At 60.0% G+C, this 19,573-nt stretch carries 22 protein-coding genes; all 22 read right to left on the bottom strand.

What is annotated here, in order from left to right:
* Positions 1 to 3 precede the first annotated feature (3 nt).
* Entirely contained in the window at positions 4 to 789 is a 786-nt protein-coding gene (fliR, locus tag QYH43_RS11245; protein ID WP_095059029.1) for a flagellar biosynthetic protein FliR, read from the bottom strand.
* A gap of 3 nt (positions 790 to 792) precedes the next feature.
* The gene (fliQ, locus tag QYH43_RS11240) at positions 793 to 1,062 is read right to left on the bottom strand and encodes a flagellar biosynthesis protein FliQ (protein WP_095059028.1); all 270 of its coding nucleotides are present in this window, start codon (positions 1,060 to 1,062) and stop codon (positions 793 to 795) included.
* Positions 1,059 to 1,817 carry a flagellar type III secretion system pore protein FliP gene (gene fliP / locus QYH43_RS11235; protein ID WP_095059027.1) on the bottom strand — a complete coding sequence of 253 codons (759 nt, stop codon included), beginning with the start codon at positions 1,815 to 1,817 and terminating at the stop codon, positions 1,059 to 1,061. Before fliP ends, fliQ begins: the two co-directional genes overlap by 4 nt.
* A complete protein-coding gene (gene fliO / locus QYH43_RS11230) occupies positions 1,817 to 2,263 on the bottom strand; it encodes a flagellar biosynthetic protein FliO (RefSeq protein WP_095059026.1) in 447 nt (148 codons plus the stop codon). The genes fliP and fliO overlap by 1 nt, the downstream gene beginning before the upstream one ends.
* Complete coding sequence (fliN, locus tag QYH43_RS11225) at positions 2,264 to 2,710, bottom strand: flagellar motor switch protein FliN (RefSeq protein ID WP_095059025.1); 447 nt, start codon at positions 2,708 to 2,710, stop codon at positions 2,264 to 2,266.
* Positions 2,711 to 2,777: 67 nt separating this feature from the next.
* On the bottom strand, positions 2,778 to 3,746 hold the full coding sequence (gene fliM, locus QYH43_RS11220) for a flagellar motor switch protein FliM (protein WP_095059024.1): 969 nt from the start codon (positions 3,744 to 3,746) through the stop codon (positions 2,778 to 2,780).
* Positions 3,747 to 3,755: 9 nt separating this feature from the next.
* Positions 3,756 to 4,256: a flagellar basal body-associated protein FliL gene (gene fliL / locus QYH43_RS11215; RefSeq protein ID WP_095059023.1), complete on the bottom strand. Its 501-nt coding sequence runs from the start codon at positions 4,254 to 4,256 to the stop codon at positions 3,756 to 3,758.
* A 185-nt stretch (positions 4,257 to 4,441) separates the two neighbouring features.
* The gene (locus QYH43_RS11210) at positions 4,442 to 5,791 is read right to left on the bottom strand and encodes a flagellar hook-length control protein FliK (protein ID WP_301157057.1); all 1,350 of its coding nucleotides are present in this window, start codon (positions 5,789 to 5,791) and stop codon (positions 4,442 to 4,444) included.
* Between the two features lie 100 nt (positions 5,792 to 5,891).
* Positions 5,892 to 6,242 (bottom strand): Hpt domain-containing protein, encoded by a 351-nt coding sequence (locus QYH43_RS11205; protein WP_301157056.1) that lies wholly within the window; start codon positions 6,240 to 6,242, stop codon positions 5,892 to 5,894.
* A gap of 30 nt (positions 6,243 to 6,272) precedes the next feature.
* Positions 6,273 to 7,979: a fused response regulator/phosphatase gene (locus QYH43_RS11200; protein ID WP_301157109.1), complete on the bottom strand. Its 1,707-nt coding sequence runs from the start codon at positions 7,977 to 7,979 to the stop codon at positions 6,273 to 6,275.
* Positions 7,980 to 7,984: 5 nt separating this feature from the next.
* A complete protein-coding gene (locus QYH43_RS11195; RefSeq protein WP_095059020.1) occupies positions 7,985 to 8,284 on the bottom strand; it encodes an STAS domain-containing protein in 300 nt (99 codons plus the stop codon).
* Positions 8,285 to 8,472: 188 nt separating this feature from the next.
* Positions 8,473 to 8,922, bottom strand: coding sequence for a flagellar export protein FliJ (gene fliJ, locus QYH43_RS11190; RefSeq protein ID WP_095059019.1), 450 nt, complete (start codon positions 8,920 to 8,922; stop codon positions 8,473 to 8,475).
* A gap of 6 nt (positions 8,923 to 8,928) precedes the next feature.
* Positions 8,929 to 10,287: a flagellar protein export ATPase FliI gene (fliI, locus tag QYH43_RS11185; protein WP_095059018.1), complete on the bottom strand. Its 1,359-nt coding sequence runs from the start codon at positions 10,285 to 10,287 to the stop codon at positions 8,929 to 8,931.
* Positions 10,277 to 11,074 carry a flagellar assembly protein FliH gene (fliH, locus tag QYH43_RS11180; protein ID WP_095059017.1) on the bottom strand — a complete coding sequence of 266 codons (798 nt, stop codon included), beginning with the start codon at positions 11,072 to 11,074 and terminating at the stop codon, positions 10,277 to 10,279. The genes fliI and fliH overlap by 11 nt, the downstream gene beginning before the upstream one ends.
* A 4-nt stretch (positions 11,075 to 11,078) precedes the next feature.
* Entirely contained in the window at positions 11,079 to 12,098 is a 1,020-nt protein-coding gene (gene fliG / locus QYH43_RS11175; protein ID WP_301157055.1) for a flagellar motor switch protein FliG, read from the bottom strand.
* Positions 12,091 to 13,878: a flagellar basal-body MS-ring/collar protein FliF gene (fliF, locus tag QYH43_RS11170; protein WP_301157054.1), complete on the bottom strand. Its 1,788-nt coding sequence runs from the start codon at positions 13,876 to 13,878 to the stop codon at positions 12,091 to 12,093. Before fliF ends, fliG begins: the two co-directional genes overlap by 8 nt.
* 16 nt (positions 13,879 to 13,894) lie before the next feature.
* Positions 13,895 to 14,224: a flagellar hook-basal body complex protein FliE gene (fliE, locus tag QYH43_RS11165; protein ID WP_034146274.1), complete on the bottom strand. Its 330-nt coding sequence runs from the start codon at positions 14,222 to 14,224 to the stop codon at positions 13,895 to 13,897.
* 235 nt (positions 14,225 to 14,459) lie between these two features.
* On the bottom strand, positions 14,460 to 15,845 hold the full coding sequence (locus QYH43_RS11160) for a sigma-54 dependent transcriptional regulator (RefSeq protein ID WP_301157053.1): 1,386 nt from the start codon (positions 15,843 to 15,845) through the stop codon (positions 14,460 to 14,462).
* Between the two features lie 5 nt (positions 15,846 to 15,850).
* A complete protein-coding gene (locus tag QYH43_RS11155) occupies positions 15,851 to 17,044 on the bottom strand; it encodes an ATP-binding protein (protein WP_301157108.1) in 1,194 nt (397 codons plus the stop codon).
* Positions 17,045 to 17,172: 128 nt separating this feature from the next.
* The gene (locus QYH43_RS11150) at positions 17,173 to 18,648 is read right to left on the bottom strand and encodes a sigma-54 dependent transcriptional regulator (protein WP_095059012.1); all 1,476 of its coding nucleotides are present in this window, start codon (positions 18,646 to 18,648) and stop codon (positions 17,173 to 17,175) included.
* A 172-nt stretch (positions 18,649 to 18,820) separates the two neighbouring features.
* Entirely contained in the window at positions 18,821 to 19,117 is a 297-nt protein-coding gene (fliT, locus tag QYH43_RS11145) for a flagellar protein FliT (protein ID WP_095152129.1), read from the bottom strand.
* Positions 19,118 to 19,134: 17 nt separating this feature from the next.
* Positions 19,135 to 19,530: a flagellar export chaperone FliS gene (fliS, locus tag QYH43_RS11140; RefSeq protein WP_095059010.1), complete on the bottom strand. Its 396-nt coding sequence runs from the start codon at positions 19,528 to 19,530 to the stop codon at positions 19,135 to 19,137.
* Positions 19,531 to 19,573 lie beyond the last annotated feature (43 nt).

The raw sequence follows: 19,573 nt of genomic DNA, 5'->3' as shown, positions 1-19,573 counted from the left end.
GGCTCAGCGCGCCTTTGCCAGTTCGCGTAAAAGCTGTAAGGCCTCGGTGGCCAGCGGCTGATACTGATTGAGAATGTCCGCCAGACCGACCCAGACGATGAACAGCCCGAGCACCAGTGTCAGCGGAAAACCGATGGAGAAAATATTCAGTTGCGGCGCCGCCCGCGTCATCACGCCGAACGCGATGTTAACCACCAACAGCGCCGTGATCGCCGGCAGTACCAGCAGCAATGCCGCACCCAGGACCCAACCCAGTTTGCCTGCAATTTCCCAGTAATGATTGACCATCAGGCCGCTACCGACCGGCAACGTGGTGAAGCTCTCGGTCAGCACCTCGAACACCACCAGATGCCCGTTCATAGCCAGGAACATCAGCGTCACCAGCATGGTGAAGAACTGTCCGATCACCGCCACCGACACGCCGTTGGTGGGGTCGACCATGGACGCGAAGCCCATGCCCATCTGGATTGAGACAATTTGCCCGGCCACCACGAAAGCCTGGAAGAACAATTGCAGAGAGAACCCGAGGATCGCGCCGACGAGAATCTGCTCGGCAATCAGCAGCAGCCCGCTCAGATCCAGCGCATGTACCGGCGGCATGGGCGGCAGGTTGGGCGCAATGACCACGGTGATGGCGAGGGCGAAATAGAGCCGAATACGCTTGGGCACCAGCGAAGTGCCGAACACCGGCATGACCATCAGCAAGGCGCCGACACGAAACAGCGGCAACATGAAGGTCGCGACCCACGTGCTGATCTGGGTGTCGGTCAACTGCAGCAGCGATGACATGGCTTAGCCGATGACCATCGGAATGTTGTGGTACAGCTGGATGATGTATTCCATGAAGGTCTGCACCAGCCACGGGCCGGCGACGATCAGCGTCACCAGCATCACCAGCAGACGCGGGAGGAAGCTCAGGGTCTGTTCGTTGATCTGGGTAGCAGCCTGGAACATCGCCACGATCAGGCCCACCAGCAAACTCGGAATCACCAGCACCGCCACCATCAACGTGGTCAGCCACAGCGCTTCGCGAAAAATGTCGACGGCGACTTCCGGCGTCATGGCGAGACACCGCCGAAGCTGCTGGCCAACGTACCGATAATCAAGGCCCAGCCATCCACCAGCACGAACAGCATGATTTTGAACGGCAGGGAAATGATCAGTGGCGAGAGCATCATCATGCCCATCGCCATCAGCACACTGGCCACGACCAGATCGATGATCAGGAACGGAATGAAGATCATGAAGCCGATCTGGAAAGCGGTTTTCAGTTCGGACGTCACGAAGGCCGGCACCAGGATGGTCAGCGGCGCCTGATCCGGCGTGGCAATGTCGGTGCGCTTGGACAAGCGCATGAACAGCTCAAGATCGCTGCTGCGCGTTTGGGCGAGCATGAAGTCCTTGATCGGCACCTGCGCCTTGGCAACGGCGTCCTGGGCCGTGAGCTTTTCCGCCAGGTACGGCTGCAAGGCGTCCTGGTTCACCCGGTCAAACACCGGCGCCATGATGAACATCGTCAGAAACAGCGCCAGGCCCGTGAGGATCTGGTTCGAAGGCGTCTGTTGCAAGCCAAGGGCCTGACGCAGGATCGAGAAAACGATGATGATCCGGGTGAAACTGGTCATCAGCATGACGAACGCCGGGATGAAACTCAGCGCGGTCATGATCAGCAGGATTTGCAGGCTGACCGAGTATTCCTGAGCGCCTTCGGCGTTGGTGCCCAACGTGATGGCCGGGATCGACAACGGATCGGCGGCGAACGCCAACGGCGCAGCCAGCATCAGGGCCAACGTCAAGACGATGCGTAACGCACCCATTACTTCTTATCCTTGTGATCTTTGCCCAGGATCTCCAGCAGGCGCTGGGCAAATTCCGGCGTCGTTTTTTCAATCGTGCTCGGCACCTGCACCGGCTCCTTGAGGACGTGCAGCGCGGTGATGGTCCCAGGACTCAGTCCCAGCAGAATCTGCTCATTGCCAACCTGCACCAGCATCAACCGGTCACGCGGACCCAGTGCGCGGGACCCGATCAACTCGATGACTTGCCCTTTGCCTGCGGGTCCGGCCTGCTGCACCCGGCGCAGCAACCAGGCCAGGAAGAAGATCAGCCCGAGCACCAACAGCAAACCAAACACCAGTTGCGTCAGTTGCCCGGCCACACCGCTGTTGACCGTCGGCGCAGCAGCGACGGCGGCCGTTGCGACCGGCTCGGCCGCCAGTGCAGTCAACGGCAATGCCAGAAGAACGCCCAGAACCTTTTTCACTCAGCGCAGCTTCTTGATGCGTTCGCTTGGGCTGATCACGTCGGTCAGGCGGATGCCGAACTTCTCGTTGACCACCACCACTTCGCCATGGGCGATGAGTGTGCCGTTGACCAGCACATCCAGCGGCTCACCGGCCAGACGATCCAGCTCGATCACCGAACCCTGGTTGAGTTGCAGCAGGTTGCGGATGTTGATGTCGGTGCTGCCCACTTCCATGGAAATCGATACCGGGATATCGAGAATCACATCCAGGTTCGGGCCGTCGAGAGTGACCGGCTCGTTGTTTTTCGGCACGCTGCCGAACTCCTCCATCGGCAGACGGTTGGATGACGAATTGCCCGTGTCGGCTGCCAGCAAGGCATCGATATCGGCCTGCCCGGCGTCACCGGTTTCTTCCAGGGCGGCAGCCCATTCATCGGCCAGAGCCTGATCGTCTTGCGTGTTCATAGTGTCAGTGTCCTCGGCGAGCAAAAATTCAGAATTCGGTTAACTGCGAATGTGTTTGGAGCGCCGATCAACGACGCTCGATCGGCTCGATCACTTGCAACGCCAGGTTGCCTTTGTGCGAGCCCATCTTGACCTTGAAGGCCGGTACGCCGTTGGCGCGCATGATCATGTCTTCCGGCATTTCGACCGGGATGATGTCCCCCGGCTGCATGTGCAGGATGTCGCGCAGTTTCAACTGACGTCGCGCAACGGTGGCACCGATCGGCACGTCGACATCCAGTACGTCCTGGCGCAGGGCATTGACCCAGCGCTCGTCCTGATCGTCGAGGTCGGACTGGAAGCCGGCATCGAGCATTTCGCGCACCGGCTCGATCATCGAGTACGGCATGGTCACGTGCAGGTCGCCGCCACCGCCATCGAGTTCGATGTGGAACGTCGACACCACAATGGCTTCGCTGGGGCCGACGATGTTGGCCATGGCCGGGTTCACTTCCGAGTTGATGTACTCGAAGTTCACTTCCATGATCGCCTGCCAGGCTTCCTTCAAATCGACGAACGCTTGCTCCAGCACCATGCGCACCACACGCAGTTCGGTCGGCGTGAATTCACGGCCTTCGATCTTCGCGTGACGGCCATCGCCGCCAAAGAAGTTGTCCACCAGTTTGAACACCAGTTTGGCGTCGAGGATGAACAGCGCGGTACCGCGCAGGGGTTTGATCTTGACCAGGTTGAGGCTGGTCGGCACGTACAGCGAGTGCACGTATTCGCCGAACTTCATCACCTGCACACCACCGACCGCCACGTCCGCGGAACGACGCAGCATGTTGAACATGCTGATGCGCGTGTAGCGGGCGAAACGTTCGTTGATCATTTCCAGCGTCGGCATGCGTCCACGGACGATGCGGTCCTGACTGGTCAGGTCATAGCTTTTGACGCTGCCGGGTTCGGCAGCGTTCTCGGTCTGTACCAGACCATCGTCGACGCCATGCAACAGCGCATCGATCTCATCCTGGGACAGCAGGTCCTGCACGGCCATGTCGTGTTCCTACTGCAGTACGAAATTAGTGAAAAGCAACTGTTCGATCACCACTTTGCCCAGCTCTTTCTGCGCCACTTCCTGGACACTGGCCGTTGCTTTCTGGCGCAGCATTTCCTGGCCGACCGGCGACGCGAGGGTCGCGAAGTCCTGACCGGAGAACAGCATGACCAGGTTATTGCGGATCACTGGCATGTGGACCTTGAGCGCTTCCAGATCAGCCTGGTTACGCCCGAGCATGGTGATGCTCACTTGCATGTAACGCTGGCGACCGTTCTGGTTGAAGTTGGCCACGAATGCCGGCGCCATCGGTTCGAAAATCGCTGGCTGCTTGCCGATCGGGGCGGTCTCAGCCACGGCGGCAGGCTTGCTCTGAGCGCTGTGCATGAAGTACCAGGTCGCCCCCACGGACAAACCGATCGCCAGCAGCAGGGCCACCACGATCGCGATAATCAGCTTGAGTTTGCCTTTGGTTGCGGGGTCTTTTACTGCTGCGTCGCTCTTCGCCATGCCAATAATCCGTCACTATTCGGGTTTTCACAGTCGCACGGATAGGCAAGAGCAAGTGTTATGCCATGTAGGAGCGAGCTTGCTCGCGAAAGACGTGAGAGCGCCGCGTTTATCCAGACGGCACTCGTCATCGTTAACGTCCATCGCGAGCAAGCTCGCTCCTACAAGGTTGGGCGTTGTGTTCGTCAGGCGTAGTAATCGACCGCGCTGGAGCCGATCACGCTGGTGGTGGTAGCGGCGACTTCGGCGACGCTTGGGGTGAGACTCTCGTCCACGCCGTCAAGTCGACCGCCATTGGCGTTGGTTCGACCGTTGCGGGCCTGCTGATGCTGCCCTTGATCCTGTGAACCACGGGACTGGTCGGAGACGTTGACGTCAACCTGTCCCATACCCTGCTGCACAAACATGTCCCGCAAGCGGTGCACCTGACTGTCGAGCGCTTCACGGACACCCGGATGGGCGCTCATGAACGTTACCTGGGTCTGCTGATCCGGGACCATGTTCACCCGAATATCCAGGCGCCCCAGTTCCGCGGGCTGCAACTGTATGTCAGCCGCCTTGAGATTGGCGCTGGACAGGTACATGACCCGGTTCACCACTTCTTCGGTCCAACCACTTTGATGCATGGCAATCGGCTGGTTCACTGGCAAGGCGTTGGCGGTTTTCGGCGTGGCAGCCTGGGTCAACGCGGCCAGACGGTTGGCGAAATCATCGACACGGGTATCGCTGCTGGCGCTCTTCAGATCCTTGAGACCGTCGTCGATCAGACCACTGAACGCGTTGTCGCCTCCCTGGCTGGTGCTGTCCTTGTCGACCTGCACGTCCAGCATGTTCGCCATTCCCGCAGCAAAATTCTGTGCCGCGGTTGACTCTCCGTCAGCCTGTGCCTGGGCGGGTGTCTGTGCACTCTTCGCCTGAGCCTGGCTGGACGCGGACACATGCCCACTCTGCTCCATGGCCAGGCGCAACGCCGGCAGCGCATCGAGCGGGTCGGCCTCTGGATCGAAATCCCCGTCGGTGGCTACCAGCGCCGTCGTCGCGGCAGCTGGAATAGCTGACGCCAACGGTGTTTCCTCTGCGGGCTGTGCGGCATCCGTCACTGGCAGCGGTGCTGGCACTAACGCTTGAGCGACCTGTTGCAATGCCGGGTCGAGCGCAGGGTCAGTTGGCAGTGTATCGACGAACGGAGCCTGTTCGGCCTCTGAGACCTCATCACTGACCGACGTGTCATCAGCGGGCGACGGTTTGTCGGCGGGCAAGGATTTGCCGTTATCGGCAATGGCTGGCTGCACAGCGGCAGACTTGTCGTCGCCGCTGTCTTTTTTGCCGGGCCCATCAACCGCTTTATCGCGCATTGATTTGGACGAGCCATCGCCCATCGCCGAAGGCTTGTTCTGGGCCTGATTGGCGTACACATGAGCAAAGCTGGACGCCTTGCCTTCAGGCTCGGCCGCCAGCGCCGGGCTATTGGCGGACGCCGCTTGCGCCTTGGCCTGTGCGGTGGCCTGAAGCAGGATATTGGGAGTGACAGACATGAAACGGTCTCCGCCGCACGGGGCTCGTAGATACAGTTGAAAAGTTATCTGCAAGGGGCGAGCCAGTTTCAGCCGAAAGAGAAGAATCGTATCGGACAGGTCAGCTTTCGGTCAGAGAACGTTGCCGTTCGGCTTCGTAAAGTGGCCTCACGATCGCGAACTCGTCATCAATCTCAGCGATCAGCTTTTTGATGCTTTGGGAACGCATGCTGTTGGCGTTGTGTTCGAGTTGGCTACACAGCTCGGCGAGCCTGTTAGCCCCCAGGTTGCCGCTGCTGCCTTTGAGGCTGTGAGCAGCTTCAATGAGCTGCGCAGTGTCTTCTGTTGCGTGCAGAAGATTCAAACGCGCTTCAGAGTCGGCAAGAAAAGTATCGAGCAACTTCGGATACTCATCCTCCATGACCTCCCGCAACGCACTCAATACGTCCGGGTCCAGATGTTTATCAGCCACTTGCTCACTCCCTGATCAAGAATTCGAGGATTATGCCAGAGCCTTCCAGAAAAACTCCACGCGGGCACTTCGACCATTGTCGGTCCATTGAGCGTTTCGGCCCAACTGACGGATCAGACTGATCCCACGTCCCGACAGACGGACGTCATCCAAGGGTCTCTCCATCACTCGCACCACATCAAAACCTTTGCCGCTGTCCTCGACGTGAATGGTCAGGCAACCACCCTCGTCTCTCGGTTCTACCTGCAAATTCACCCGGATATAGCCGTCCTCGAGCGCCTCGAGGCGGACACTGCGCTGTTGATAATAGCGTGCAAAACCGGAGGCGTTGCGCTTGAGACTTGAATCCAGGCCCAGCACGCCATGTTCCAGTGCATTGGAGTACAACTCCGCCAGCACACTGTACAGCGCCCCGCTCTGAGCGCGCAGGCCATGCACTTCCAGCAGCAATTGCAACAGATAGGGCAACGGATTGAAGCGTTTGAGCGTTGCGGCGCGAAACTCGAAGCTGACCGACCAATCCAGCGGACAGGACTGGCCACTGTCGGAATACATCAACGCTGGCGGGCTGATCTGCGCCGGCTCCAACAGACTGATCTCGACCATGCTGACATCATCGCGGGACTCACCGCCAAAATCCCGCAGTGCCTGCTTGATCTCTTCGAACACGGCATCAGGTTGCCGATTGGCCGCGAACACCTGCTGCAATCGCTCCACGCCAAACAGTTGGTCATCGGCATTACAGGTGTCGACTACTCCGTCGGATAGCAGGAAAACCTGGTCCCCGATGGCCATGGGGTGCACCTCGGTGCGGTCATCGAACGACTCCGGACTCAGCACGCCAAGTGGCAGATGCCGCGCCGCCAGGGGCTCGCGTTCACCGTCGGCAATGTGATGCAGGTATCCGTCCGGCATGCCGCCGTTCCAGACCTCCACCGAGCGCCGCTGAAAACTCAGGCACAGCAAGATCGCGCAACAGAACATGTCCACGGGCAGGATGCGTTTGAGCTTGGCATTCATCTCGCGCAGGGTTTCCGACACCCCATACCCCTTGGCGGTCATGCCGTAAAAGACTTCGGCCAGGGGCATGGCACCCACGGCGGCGGGCAAACCGTGGCCGGTGAAATCGCCGAGCAGCACATGCATGTCGCCCGCCGGGGTGTACGCGGCCAGCAACAGGTCACCGTTGAACAGCGCATAAGGCGACTGCAAATAGCGGATATTGGGAGCGGCATTCAGGCAACCGGAGTGCGCGACCTTGTCGAAAACGGCTTTGGCTACGCGTTGCTCGTTGAGCAGGTATTCATGGTGTCTGGCGATCTGGTCACGCTGCTGCAGCACGGTGGCCTGCAACCGTCGCAGACGATCCATCGCCTTGATCTTGGCAGCGAGGATGACCTGGTTATAGGGTTTCGCCAGAAAGTCGTCGCCCCCCACCTCCAGGCAGCGGGCCAGGGCTTCGTTCTCGGACAACGACGTGAGGAAGATGATCGGCACCAGGTTTTCCCCGGACAACGCCTTGATCTGCCGGGCCGCCTCGAAGCCGTCCATCACCGGCATCATCGCGTCCATCAGCACCAAATGCGGCCGAAGTTCGCGGAAAACATCGACCGCCTCCGCACCGTTGGCCGCTGTCAGTACCGCATGCCCCTGACGACGCAAAATGCTCGCCAACAGCATGCGATCAGCAGCGCTGTCCTCGGCGATCAGGATCGTCAGCAACTCAAGCGGCTGCACGGTGTTCAACTGATGTCGAACAGTTTGTCGAAGTTAGAGATGGCGAGGATTTTTCGCACATCCGAGCTGCTGTTGACCACTCGGATATCAGCGCTTTCGCCGCCGGCGTGATCACGCAGCAAGAGCAGCATGCCCAATGCGGAGCTGTCGAGGTAGGTGGCCTCTTTGAGGTCGACCACAATGGCTGAAAGGTGGTTTTTTTCGTAAGACTCGCGAAATTCCTGATGCTTGGCGAAATCGAATCGCCCCTTGATCGATATCGTCAGCTTTTTCCCGTCCGGGGAGATTTCAGTAACGACTGGCATGTCATGGCTTCCTTGTCATTGAGGAACCTGCTTGTACAAGGTTTAGCATTGGGTAGAGGTTGGAGCAAGAATGAACATTGCAGCGGCCCTGAAATCGCCATCGCGGGCAAGCCACGCGCCCACGCGAACGACGCAAAACCTGTGGAGCGTGGCTTGCCCGCGATGAACGATAACGCGGCCCCACTGACTCAATACGGATTCTCGCGCGGCAAGCGTTGGGACAATTCGTCCAGCAACTTCTGTTCACGCCGGTCTTCCAGCGCTCGCGCCTCATCGGTATAACGCTGAACCAGTTTGCGCAAACCTTCGACTCTTGCGAACGCCTGCTGCCAGGTTTCCCGCGCCTTGTTCAGATTGTTTTGATGCCAGGCAAGGCTTTGCCGCTGCTGGTCAATGGCCGTGCCCAGTTGCGCGAGGAACCCTTGATAGCCCAGCAACCATTGACCGGAAACGCCGCTGCTACCGCGTACGATCCATTGTTCCTGGTAGTCCAGACGAAAGGCTTCGAGGTCGGCGAGCTTGCTTTCCGCCAGCCGCACCTGACCCTGAAAATGCCCCAAACGCTGGACCGCGGTTTTCTCGACTTTTTCCGCCATTTCCACGACGGGAGCCAGACGCCCTGCCCGAGTCTGCGCCATGCCCGGTTAACCGCCAGCCGCAGGCGCGAAGATCGAGGCGAGGTAAGCCTCACTTTCGCCCAGGCTGATGCTGTCGTTGAGCCCCTGGCGCAGGTATTTGACCAATTGCGGCTGCAGGGAAATTGCCAGATCGGTCTCGCGATCGCCGCCGGCGACATAGGCACCGACGCTGATCAGGTCGCGACTCTGTTGATAACGCGACCACAATTGCTTGAAATACTGCGCACGCACCATGTGCTCCGGAGACACCACCGCCGGCATCACCCGACTGATGGACGCTTCGATATCGATGGCAGGGTAATGCCCCTCTTCTGCGAGTCGACGGGACAGCACGATGTGCCCGTCGAGCACGCCTCGCGCCGAGTCGGCAATCGGGTCCTGCTGGTCATCGCCTTCGGACAGCACGGTATAGAACGCAGTGATCGAACCACCGCCCTTCTCCGCGTTGCCCGCTCGCTCCACCAGTTTCGGCAACTTGGCGAAAACCGACGGCGGATAGCCCTTGGTCGCGGGCGGCTCGCCAATGGCCAACGCGATTTCCCGCTGGGCCTGGGCGAAACGGGTCAGGGAATCCATGAGCAACAGGACATTCTTGCCCTTGTCGCGAAAGTATTCGGCGATTCGCGTGCAATACATCGCGGCGCGCAGACGCATCAATGGCGCATCGTCCGCCGGGGACGCCACCACCACTGAACGCTTGAGCCCTTCTTCACCGAGGATGTGCTCGATGAACTCTTTAACTTCACGACCCCGCTCGCCGATGAGTCCGACGACGATGATGTCGGCCTCGGTGAACCGGGTCATCATGCCCAACAGTACGGATTTACCGACACCGGTACCGGCGAACAGCCCGAGCCGCTGACCGCGACCGACCGTCAGCATGCCGTTGATGCAACGAATGCCCACATCCAGCGGTTCGCTGATCGGTTCGCGCTTGAGCGGGTTGATGGTCGGGCCGTCCATCGGCACCCAGTCTTCGGCCTTCATCCCGCCCTTGCCGTCCAGCGCACGACCGGCACCGTCAAGCACACGCCCGAGCATGCTCATGCCCATGGGCAGTCGACCGGTGTCAGACAGAGGCACCACGCGGGCGCCGGGGGCGATGCCGGCAACGCTGCCGACGGGCATCAAAAAGACTTTGCTGCCGGAGAAGCCCATGACTTCAGCTTCAACCTGCACCGGGTGATAACTGTCATCGTTGATGACCATGCAGCGGCTGCCCATGGCGGCGCGCAGGCCTTCGGCTTCGAGGGTCAGGCCGACCATGCGCAGCAGGCGGCCTTCAAGAATGGGAGCACCGGCCAGTTCCGTCGCCTCGGCGTAACTGCCCAGGCGTTTGGCGAAACTGGTGCGATCAAGGCGCATCGGCAATGTCCGGCTCTGGCGCGACCGCGGGTTTGCTCTCGACGGGCAATTCCAGGCTCACGTCAGGTGCCGCCGGGTGCAGCGCTTGCTCGTGCAATTGGTCGAACAGCTTGTCCATCACCCGTGCGACGCGGGTTTCGACCGTCGCGTCGATGCGACTGTGCTCCGTCTCGACCCGGCAACCGCCCGCCAACAGCGACTCGTCCTCGACGATGCGCCAGGTTTCTTCATGGCGCTCGCGCAAGGCTTTGACCTGTTCGAAATCCTGGGGATTGATGTACAAGCGCACATTGCCGACGCCCAGCGGCAACAGCTTGAGCGCCTCGCGCATGACGTGTTCGATCTGCGTCGAGTCGATGGCCAGTTCGCGCTGAATCACTTGTTTGGTGATGTGCTGCACGAGATCAACCAGGGACTTCTCAATCTGCGTATCCTGCTCGGCGATGGGCTCGAACAGATGCGTCATCAACTGCTCCAGCGCCGCGACCTTCGCGGTCAGGGCCACTTCGGCTTCCTGGCGGACCTTGAGCGTGGTGCTGTGAAAGCCTTCCTTCTCGCCCACGGCGAAGCCTTCGTTGTAGGCTTCCTGGCGAATGCTTTCGAGTTCTTCGAGGGTCAGTGGCTGGACTTCCTCCAGCGGCACTTCCTCCATTTCCGGCGGCTCGGGTTCGGGCTCCGGTTCCGGCTCGGGGGGTGGCGGATCGAAACTGGGCAATGCCCAGGTATCAAAACCACTGACATCTCCCGCCCGGATCAGGTCGGTAGGCGCGTCATCATGCTTGGCCATGGGGTTAGATCATTTCCTCGCCGCCCTTGCCACCGAGCACGATTTCTCCGGCTTCGGCCATACGGCGGGCAATAGTGAGGATTTCCTTCTGCGCGGTTTCGACGTCGCTGACGCGCACCGGGCCCTTGGCTTCCAGGTCGTCGCGCAACAGTTCGGCGGCACGTTTGGACATGTTCTTGAAGATCTTTTCCTTGACGCCTTCGTCCGACCCTTTGAGGGCCAGCACCAGCACGTCCGAAGACACCTCGCGCAGCAACGCCTGAATGCCGCGGTCGTCGACATCGGCCAGGTTGTTGAACACGAACATGAGGTCTTCGATCTGACCGGACAGGTCTTCGTCGACTTCGCGGATCGAGTCCATGAGCTGGCCTTCGATTGAGCTGTCGAGGAAGTTCATGATGTCCGCCGCACGCTTGATACCGCCCAAGGTGGTGCGCGAGGCGTTCGAGTTGCCGGAGAACTGCTTCTCGAGAATCTGGTTGAGTTCTTTCAGCGCCGCTGGCTGCACGGTGTTCAGCGAGGAAACCCGCAGAATGATATCCAGCCGCACTTTGTGGTCGAAGTTGCCCAGCACTTCACCGGCCTGGTCCGGATCGAGGTATGCCACCACGATCGCCTGGATCTGCGGGTGTTCGAAACGGATCACGTCGGCAACCGCGCGCGGCTCCATCCATTTCAGGCTGTCAAGGCCGCTGGTGTTGCCGCCGAGCAGGATGCGGTCGATCAGGCCGTTGGCCTTGTCTTCGCCCAGGGCCTGGGTGAGCATCTTGCGCACGTAGTCGTCGGAGCCGACGCCCAGGCTGGTCTGGTCGCCGACGATGTCGACGAACTCGCTCATCACCTGCTCGACCTGTTCGCGATGCACATTGCCCATCTGCGCCATGGCCACGCCCACACGCTGAACCTCTTTGGGCCCCATGTGGCGCAACACCTGGGCAGCGTCGGTAGAGCCCAAGGACAGCAACAGGATCGCGGCTTTGTCGACCTTGTTGAGTTTGACGGTCGCGGCTCGGTTATCACTCATCTGCGTTAATCCACTCTTTCACGACCTGGGCCACGCGACCCGGATCTTCGGCCACCAGGCTCTTGATTGCGTTCAACTGAGCGTCATAGCCTTCGCTCGGGCTCGGCAGCAGAATGCTCTGCGGTCCGCCGAGGCTGACGCGGTCGTTGGCCAGTTCGCCATCCAGACCGCCCATGCCACCCAGCTCGACATCACTGCCGATACCGGTCAGGTGTTTGTCTTTGCCGCCACCGGTGATGTTGTTGAGCACCGGACGCAACACGCCGAACACCAATACCAGGATGAACAGGACACCCAGCACTTGCTTGACGATGTCCCAGAACCACGGCTGGGAATAGAACGGAATTTCGGCAATCGCTTCACCGCGCTCGGCGGAGAACGGCATGTTGATCACGCTGACACTGTCGCCACGGCTGGCATCGAAACCGACCGCATCCTGAACCAGACGCGTGAAGCGCGCCAATTGATCGGCGGTCCATGGCGCGCGGGTGGTTTCACCGTTGGCCGGGTTGATCATGACCTGATCGTCGACCACGACCGACACCGACAGGCGATTCAAACGACCCTGCTGTTGCTTGGTGTGGCTGATGGAACGGTCGAGCTCGAAGTTCTTGGTCGATTGTTGACGCTTGTCCGCCGGGTACGGCGCGAGCATCGGCTGGCCGGTGGCCGGGTCCATGATTTGCTGACCGTTGGCATCGATCAGCGGCTGACCTGGCTGCACCATGCCCGCCGACGCCGTGGCGCCACCGGTGGTTTGCGGCGCAGAGGCTGGCGACGGTGGCTGGTTGCTCAAGGCACCGGGAATGCCCTGCGGGCCGTTGCTGGCGGTGCGCTGCTCGTTGACCGACTGCTCGCTGCGCAACGCCGGCTGATCCGGGTTGAACTGCTCGGAGGTCGACTCGACGGCACTGAAATCCACGTCGGCCGAGACTTCGGCTTTGTAGCGGTCATTGCCCAGCACCGGTTGCAGAATGTTGTGCACACGCTGGGTGAGCATGCTTTCCATGCGGCGGCTGTAATCGAATTGCTTGCCGGCCATGGTCAGTTCGGAGTTTTCCGCCTGATCGGAGAGCAGGTTGCCCTTCTGGTCGACAACGGTGATCTGCGACTTGCTGAGTTCCGGGACGCTGGTCGCCACCAGATTGATGATCGCCACGACTTGCCCAGGCTCCAGCGAACGACCGGAGTACAGCTCAACCAGCACCGAAGCACTTGGCTTGCGCTCGTCGCGCACGAACACCGAACTCTTCGGGATCGCCAGGTGCACACGGGCACCCTTGACGTTGTTCAGGCTGGAAATAGTGCGCGCCAGTTCACCTTCGAGGCCGCGACGATAGCGGGTCGCTTCCATGAACTGGCTGGTCCCCAAGCCCTGCTCTTTGTCGAGGATTTCAAAACCGATGTTGCCATCGCTGGGAGTGACACCAGCGCCCGCGAGCTTGAGCCGCGCCCGGGAGAGGTCTTCAGCCTTGACCAGTAACGCGCCGGAGTTTGGTTCTACGGTGTAGGGAATGTCGGCGGCGGCCAGGGTATCCATGACCTGCTTGGCGTCCATACCGGCAAGGCTGCCGTACAGAGGCCGGTAGTCCGGTTGCTGTGACCACAGCACCACGGCAAAGCCAATCGCCACGCTCGCTGCCAGGCCGACCAACAGGCCTACCTGACGCAACATGGTCATCTCGGAGAGGTTTTCCAGGAAAGACAACCCGAACAGCGGCGGTTTGCCGTCAATCGGGGTGGTCTTGGCCGGAACGTTATCGGCGACTGCTTCTGCCATGACTCAATCTCGTCCTTTAAACAGGCATCTGCATGATGTCTTGATAGGCCTGAACCAGCTTGTTACGCACTTGGGTCAACGCCTGGAAAGACACGCTGGCCTTCTGCGAGGAAATCATCACGTCCGTCAGGTCGACGCCACTTTTGCCGATTTCGAACGCACTGGCCAATTGAGTAGACGCCTGCTGGGTGTCGTTCACTTTATTGACGGCCTGACCGAGCATGTCGGAAAAGCTGCTGCCATTCAGTTCGGGGACAGCGGCAGTCGATTTCGGCGCAGACATGGCATCCATTTGCATGGCGCGCATATCCAGCATCAACCGATTAAATTCAATACCTTGGCTCATGATCTACTCTCTTGGGCGACCCGCATTTTTTTGACACTCACTCGTCGGGCATTGAGGTGTTAGCAACAAGGGTGCCAGCTCCATCGCCTCATTTAACAAAAGCCCTTTCCAGACATCTCGCTCCCTTGCAGGAGCTGGCTTGCCAGCGAAGACGGCGTCACGACCACCATCGATTCGCCGGCAAACCAGCGCCCCCAGGATCGTGCTGTGGCCTATATGGTTCTTCGCCAGTCCTTCAGGTTGCGAACAAGTACGCTTCCACATCCATGCCGGCATCGCGCATTTGCGCCAGCTTGTAGCGCAGGGTTCGCGGGCTGATCCCCAGGCGTTCAGCCGCTTCTTTGCGCCGGCCACGCTCAGCGCGCAGGGTATCGATGATCATCTGGAATTCACGACGACGCAGATCATCACCCAGGGCGCCGGCCGACTCGGACTCGCTCTCTGCGATGTGAACGGGGGCCGATGACGCGACCGGTAACGGGGCGCAGGCCACCGCTCCGACCAGACAGAAATCCTGCGGCTGAATCAATCCGCCCTGTTGAAGAATCAGTGCACGCTGGATCGCGTTGTCCAGCTCCCGCACGTTCCCCGGCCACGGATAGCCGATCAGGCACGCCTGGGCCTCGGGCGACAGGCGCGCGGGTGCATGCTTCATTTTATTGACGTGTTTGGCCAGCAGGCGCTCGGCCAGCGGCAGGATGTCGGTGGTGCGCTCACGCAACGGGCGCCAGGCCAACGGAAATACCGAGAGACGATAGAACAGGTCTTCGCGGAAGCGACCGGCCGCGACCTCTGCCGCCAAATCGCGATTGGTCGTCGCAACCACACGGATATCCAGGCTGATCGGCTTGCGCGCCCCCACCCTTTCAACTTCACGCTCCTGAAGCACCCGCAACAGCTTGGCCTGAAGCCCCAGGGGCATCTCGGAAATTTCATCGAGCAGCAGCGTGCCGCCTTCCGCCTGCTCGAACTTGCCCGCCTGGGCGGCGATGGCGCCCGTGAAAGAACCCTTTTCGTGGCCAAACAATGTGGCTTCGAGCATGTTGTCCGGAATTGCGGCGCAGTTGATCGCCACAAACGGCTGGTCAGCGCGATGGGAATGCTGATGAATGTAACGCGCCAGCACTTCCTTGCCGGTTCCCGACTCACCGGAAATCAGCACCGTGGAATCGCTGCGCGCCACTCGTCCTGCCAGCTCCAGCAGCTGGGCGCTGGCCGGTTCGAATGCGATCGGGCCGTCACTGTCGGCCGGACCCAGACTGCCCAAGGCGTGACGCTTCACCAGATCGAGCAACGCCTTGGGCTCGAACGGCTTGACCAGATAATCCGCCGCCCCCTGACGCATCGCATCGACTGCGCGCTCCACCGCACCGTGCGCCGTCATCAACAACACCGGCAGTTGCGGCTGGCGCGCCCGCAGCAAGCCAAGCAATTGATGCCCGTCCATGCCCGGCATGTTGACGTCGCTGAGCACCAGGCTGAAAGCCTCGCTCCCCACCGCAGTCAGCGCCTCTTCCGCCGAGCACACGGCCTTGTAATCGTGCCCCCCGAGCAGCAGCGTATCCGCCAGCGCTTCGCGCAAGGCGCGGTCGTCCTCGACCAATAAAACCTTGATGGACATGCTTGTCACTCCGCTCCCTGAGTGCCGATGAACAACGGCAGAATCACTTGCGCACACGTACCGCGACCGAGTCGCGAACGCAGCTGCAATTCCCCTTGATGCGCACGCGCCACGGCTTTGACCACGGTCAGGCCAAGGCCCGTGCCAGTGGGTTTAGTGGTGAAAAATGGCTCACCCAATCGCGCCAGCACGGCGTCGTCGATACCGCTGCCGCTGTCACTGACACACAAGCGCAGGTGGCTGTCGCGGGTATAGAGATGGACTTTCAGGCGTAAATCGCCGGCGCTGGCCTGAATGGCGTTTTCGATCAGGTTGAGGATCGCTCCGACCAGGGTGTCGCGATTGCACAGCAACTCCCCAACATGGCTGTCGCACTGCCAGCGAATCGGCAAATCCTGCACATGCGTCAACGCTGCGGCCTGCAGCGATTGCATCAACTGGCCCGGCGTCACGCGGTCAGTCAGCGGCAGTTCACCGCGAGCGAACACCAACATGTCGCGCACCTGATGCTCCAACTCGTGCAAGCGCTCCTTGAGGCGCCCGGCAAAACGCTGCTGGGTCGCGACCGGCAACGCCTGCTCGGTCAGATGGCTGGCGTACAGCAGCGCCGCCGACAACGGGGTGCGAATCTGGTGAGCTAGGGAAGCGACCATGCGGCCGAGGGAAGACAGTCGTTCGTGGCGGGCCAGTTGATCTTGCAGGTGACGGGTTTCGGTCAGGTCGTTGATCAGCACCAACTGACCGGGCTCGGCATCCAGCGAACGCGTGGCGATCGACAGGCGCCGACCATCCTTGAGAGAGACTTCATGGCCATCGTCTTTGCGCGGCGCAAAGCAGCGGGCGATGACATGGCGCCACAACTCGCCTTCGAGCGGCAGACCAAGCAACTCGCACGCCGCCGGATTCGCTTCGCGCACGATGCCCTGGGCATCAATGACAATGATGCCGCCCGGCAACAGATCAAGAAGGTTTTGCAGACGATTGGCCAGGCGTTCTTTTTCGGCCAGCTCCTGCATGCGCTGAGCGCTGACCACCGCCAACTCACCCTTGAGCTCGGTGACCCGGGCTTCAAGCATGCTGTAGGAATCGGTCAATTGGCTCGACATCTGATTGAACAGCGTCAAGGTCTGCTCAAGACCCAGCCGGCTCGCCTGCTCTACGGACGACGATTGCCCCAAGGCAACAGGAACAGGAGACATCTGGGCGGCTTGGGGCATTGTGTTTTCTCGCTTGGCTGACCGTCAGTTAAACGGAACGTTGCGAGGGACTTAGCAATACCCGTGCCTAAAAAAAACCGCTTGAAAATGAATGAGTTGAAAAACAGGCGTCAATCATCCGCCTGTTCATCCCCATCACGACGGCTCATGCCGTACTTGCGCATCTTCTCCACCAGCGTGGTGCGCCGGATACGCAGCCGCTCAGCCGCACGCGCCACGATGCCATTGGCATCATCGAGCGCCTGCTGAATCAGCCCTTGCTCCAGCCCGCCAAGATAATCCTTGAGGTCCAGACCTTCCGGCGGCAACAGGGCGCTGGCGGCGAAGTCCTGAGTATGACCGTTGATGGCCACGCGCTCTTCCAGATCGCTGCGCAGGCTGTCGACCATCTGCTCGTCTTCATCGTCGACGTAGCGGAATTTCTTCGGCAACTCGACCACGCCGATGACGCCATACGGATGCATGATCGCCATGCGCTCCACCAGGTTGGCCAGTTCGCGGACGTTGCCCGGCCAGCCATGTCGGCACAGCGACATGATGGCGGCGGAGTTGAAACGGATCGAACCGCGCTTCTCGTGCTCCATGCGCGAGATCAATTCGTTCATCAGCAGCGGAATGTCTTCGACGCGCTCACGCAGCGGCGCCATCTCGATCGGGAACACGTTCAGGCGGTAGTACAAGTCTTCGCGGAAGGAGCCGATCTCGATCATGCTTTCGAGATTCTTGTGGGTGGCCGCGATGATGCGCACATCGACGCTCTGGGTCTTGTTGCTGCCCACGCGCTCGAAGGTGCGCTCCTGCAACACGCGCAGCAGCTTGACCTGCATCGGCAGCGGCATGTCGCCGATTTCATCGAGGAACAGGGTGCCGCCATTGGCCAGCTCAAAACGCCCGGCACGGCTGGTGATCGCTCCGGTGAACGCGCCCTTCTCGTGACCGAACAATTCGCTTTCCAGCAGCTCTGCCGGAATCGCCCCGCAGTTGACCGGCACAAACGGCGCTTCGCGGCGCTTGGAGTGGTAGTGCAGGTTACGCGCAACCACTTCCTTGCCAGTCCCGGACTCACCGAGGATCAGCACGCTGGCGTCGGTATCCGCGACTTGCTGCATCATCTGACGGACGTGCTGAATCGCCCGGCTGGTGCCGACAAGACTACGGAACAGATTGGGTTCACGGTGACGACCGCGCTCACGGGCCTGGTCGTACATCTCGCGATAGACCTGGGCACGGTGCAGCGAATCGAGCAGTTTGCTGTAGCTGGGTGGCATTTCGAGGGTCGAAAGCACACGGCGACGCTGGTCCTCAGGCAAGTCAATGGAAGAATTATCGCCCATTAACAAAACCGGAAGGAACTCATCCCAGGTTGCGAGTGTCTTTAACAGGCCCGGAAGTGCACCAGGAGCGTTAACCGTCCCGATAAGGACACAGATGACTTCACGACTTGATGACAAAGAGCCGACAGCCTGCTGCCAGTCATGGCTGCCGCAGGGTAAATTTTCTTCACCAAGAAAATTTAAAATCACCGCCAGGTCGCGGCGGCGGACGCTATCGTCATCAATCAGCAGAATTTTGGTTTCACGCCACATGCAATAGCAACTTCCCTAGTCAACTCAATGCCCAAAATGCTGGGGCAAGCTAAACGCTTGCAGGCCTGATATGCCTGAAGACGACTGAAATCTGGAACCAGCCACTAGTTAAGTCAAAAAACCGTGCACAGTCAAATTTATGGCGCGCTTGTTTGGATTAACCGGGGATTATTTAACCAAACAGATGGTAAACCTTTGCCGCGCTCTTCGCTTGGTTGATCTGCGACATCTCATCGACTATCGCCTGACGCTCACCCATCGTCGCCGTCAATAAATCCTTGTACACCGCCAACAACCCCTCCAGATTGCTGCGCACAGCGTCTTCATCAACCGGCGCTTCGCTGAGCACCTCATCAACGCATTCCCGACAGGCCGCATCCAGTTCACCGATGGCGTCCCAATTGCGCGCTGCCAGGGCGTCGACCAAGGCTTCACGGGTTTGTTCGATCCGTTGGAGTGCTTGACTCATGACGTCATCCTCGGCCGTCAGGCCTGTGGGGTGCCGATTGCATCCCAGCCGCTTTTAAGGGTTTCGAGCAACCCCGATACTTCGTCGATGATTGCTGCGTCATTACTGGTGTTAGCGTCCATCAACCGGTTGGTCATGTAGGCGTACAGACTGTCGAGCTGTTCGATGGCGGCAGGGTCTTCGGTCTTCTGCGGGTTCAGGCCGTCACGAAGCCCGATGAGGATGTCTGTCGCCTTACCCAGCATCAATCCTTTGAGGGCGATATCACCGCGCTCAAGTGCACCCTTGGCCTGGGCCATGCGATCCAGTCCACCTTCCATCAGCATCTGCACCAGGCGATGAGGGCTCGCTTCAGAGATCTGGGCATGGGAATTGACCTTCTGATATTGGCGAAGGGCTCTCATGGGGTTCATGTTTCTACCTCGTGACAGACAACAACTGAAAAAGGGACTGCTC

Source organism: Pseudomonas sp. C32, from assembly GCF_030417915.1.
In the GTDB taxonomy this organism is placed as follows: domain Bacteria; phylum Pseudomonadota; class Gammaproteobacteria; order Pseudomonadales; family Pseudomonadaceae; genus Aquipseudomonas.
This window is presented reverse-complemented; position numbering and strand designations above follow the sequence as displayed.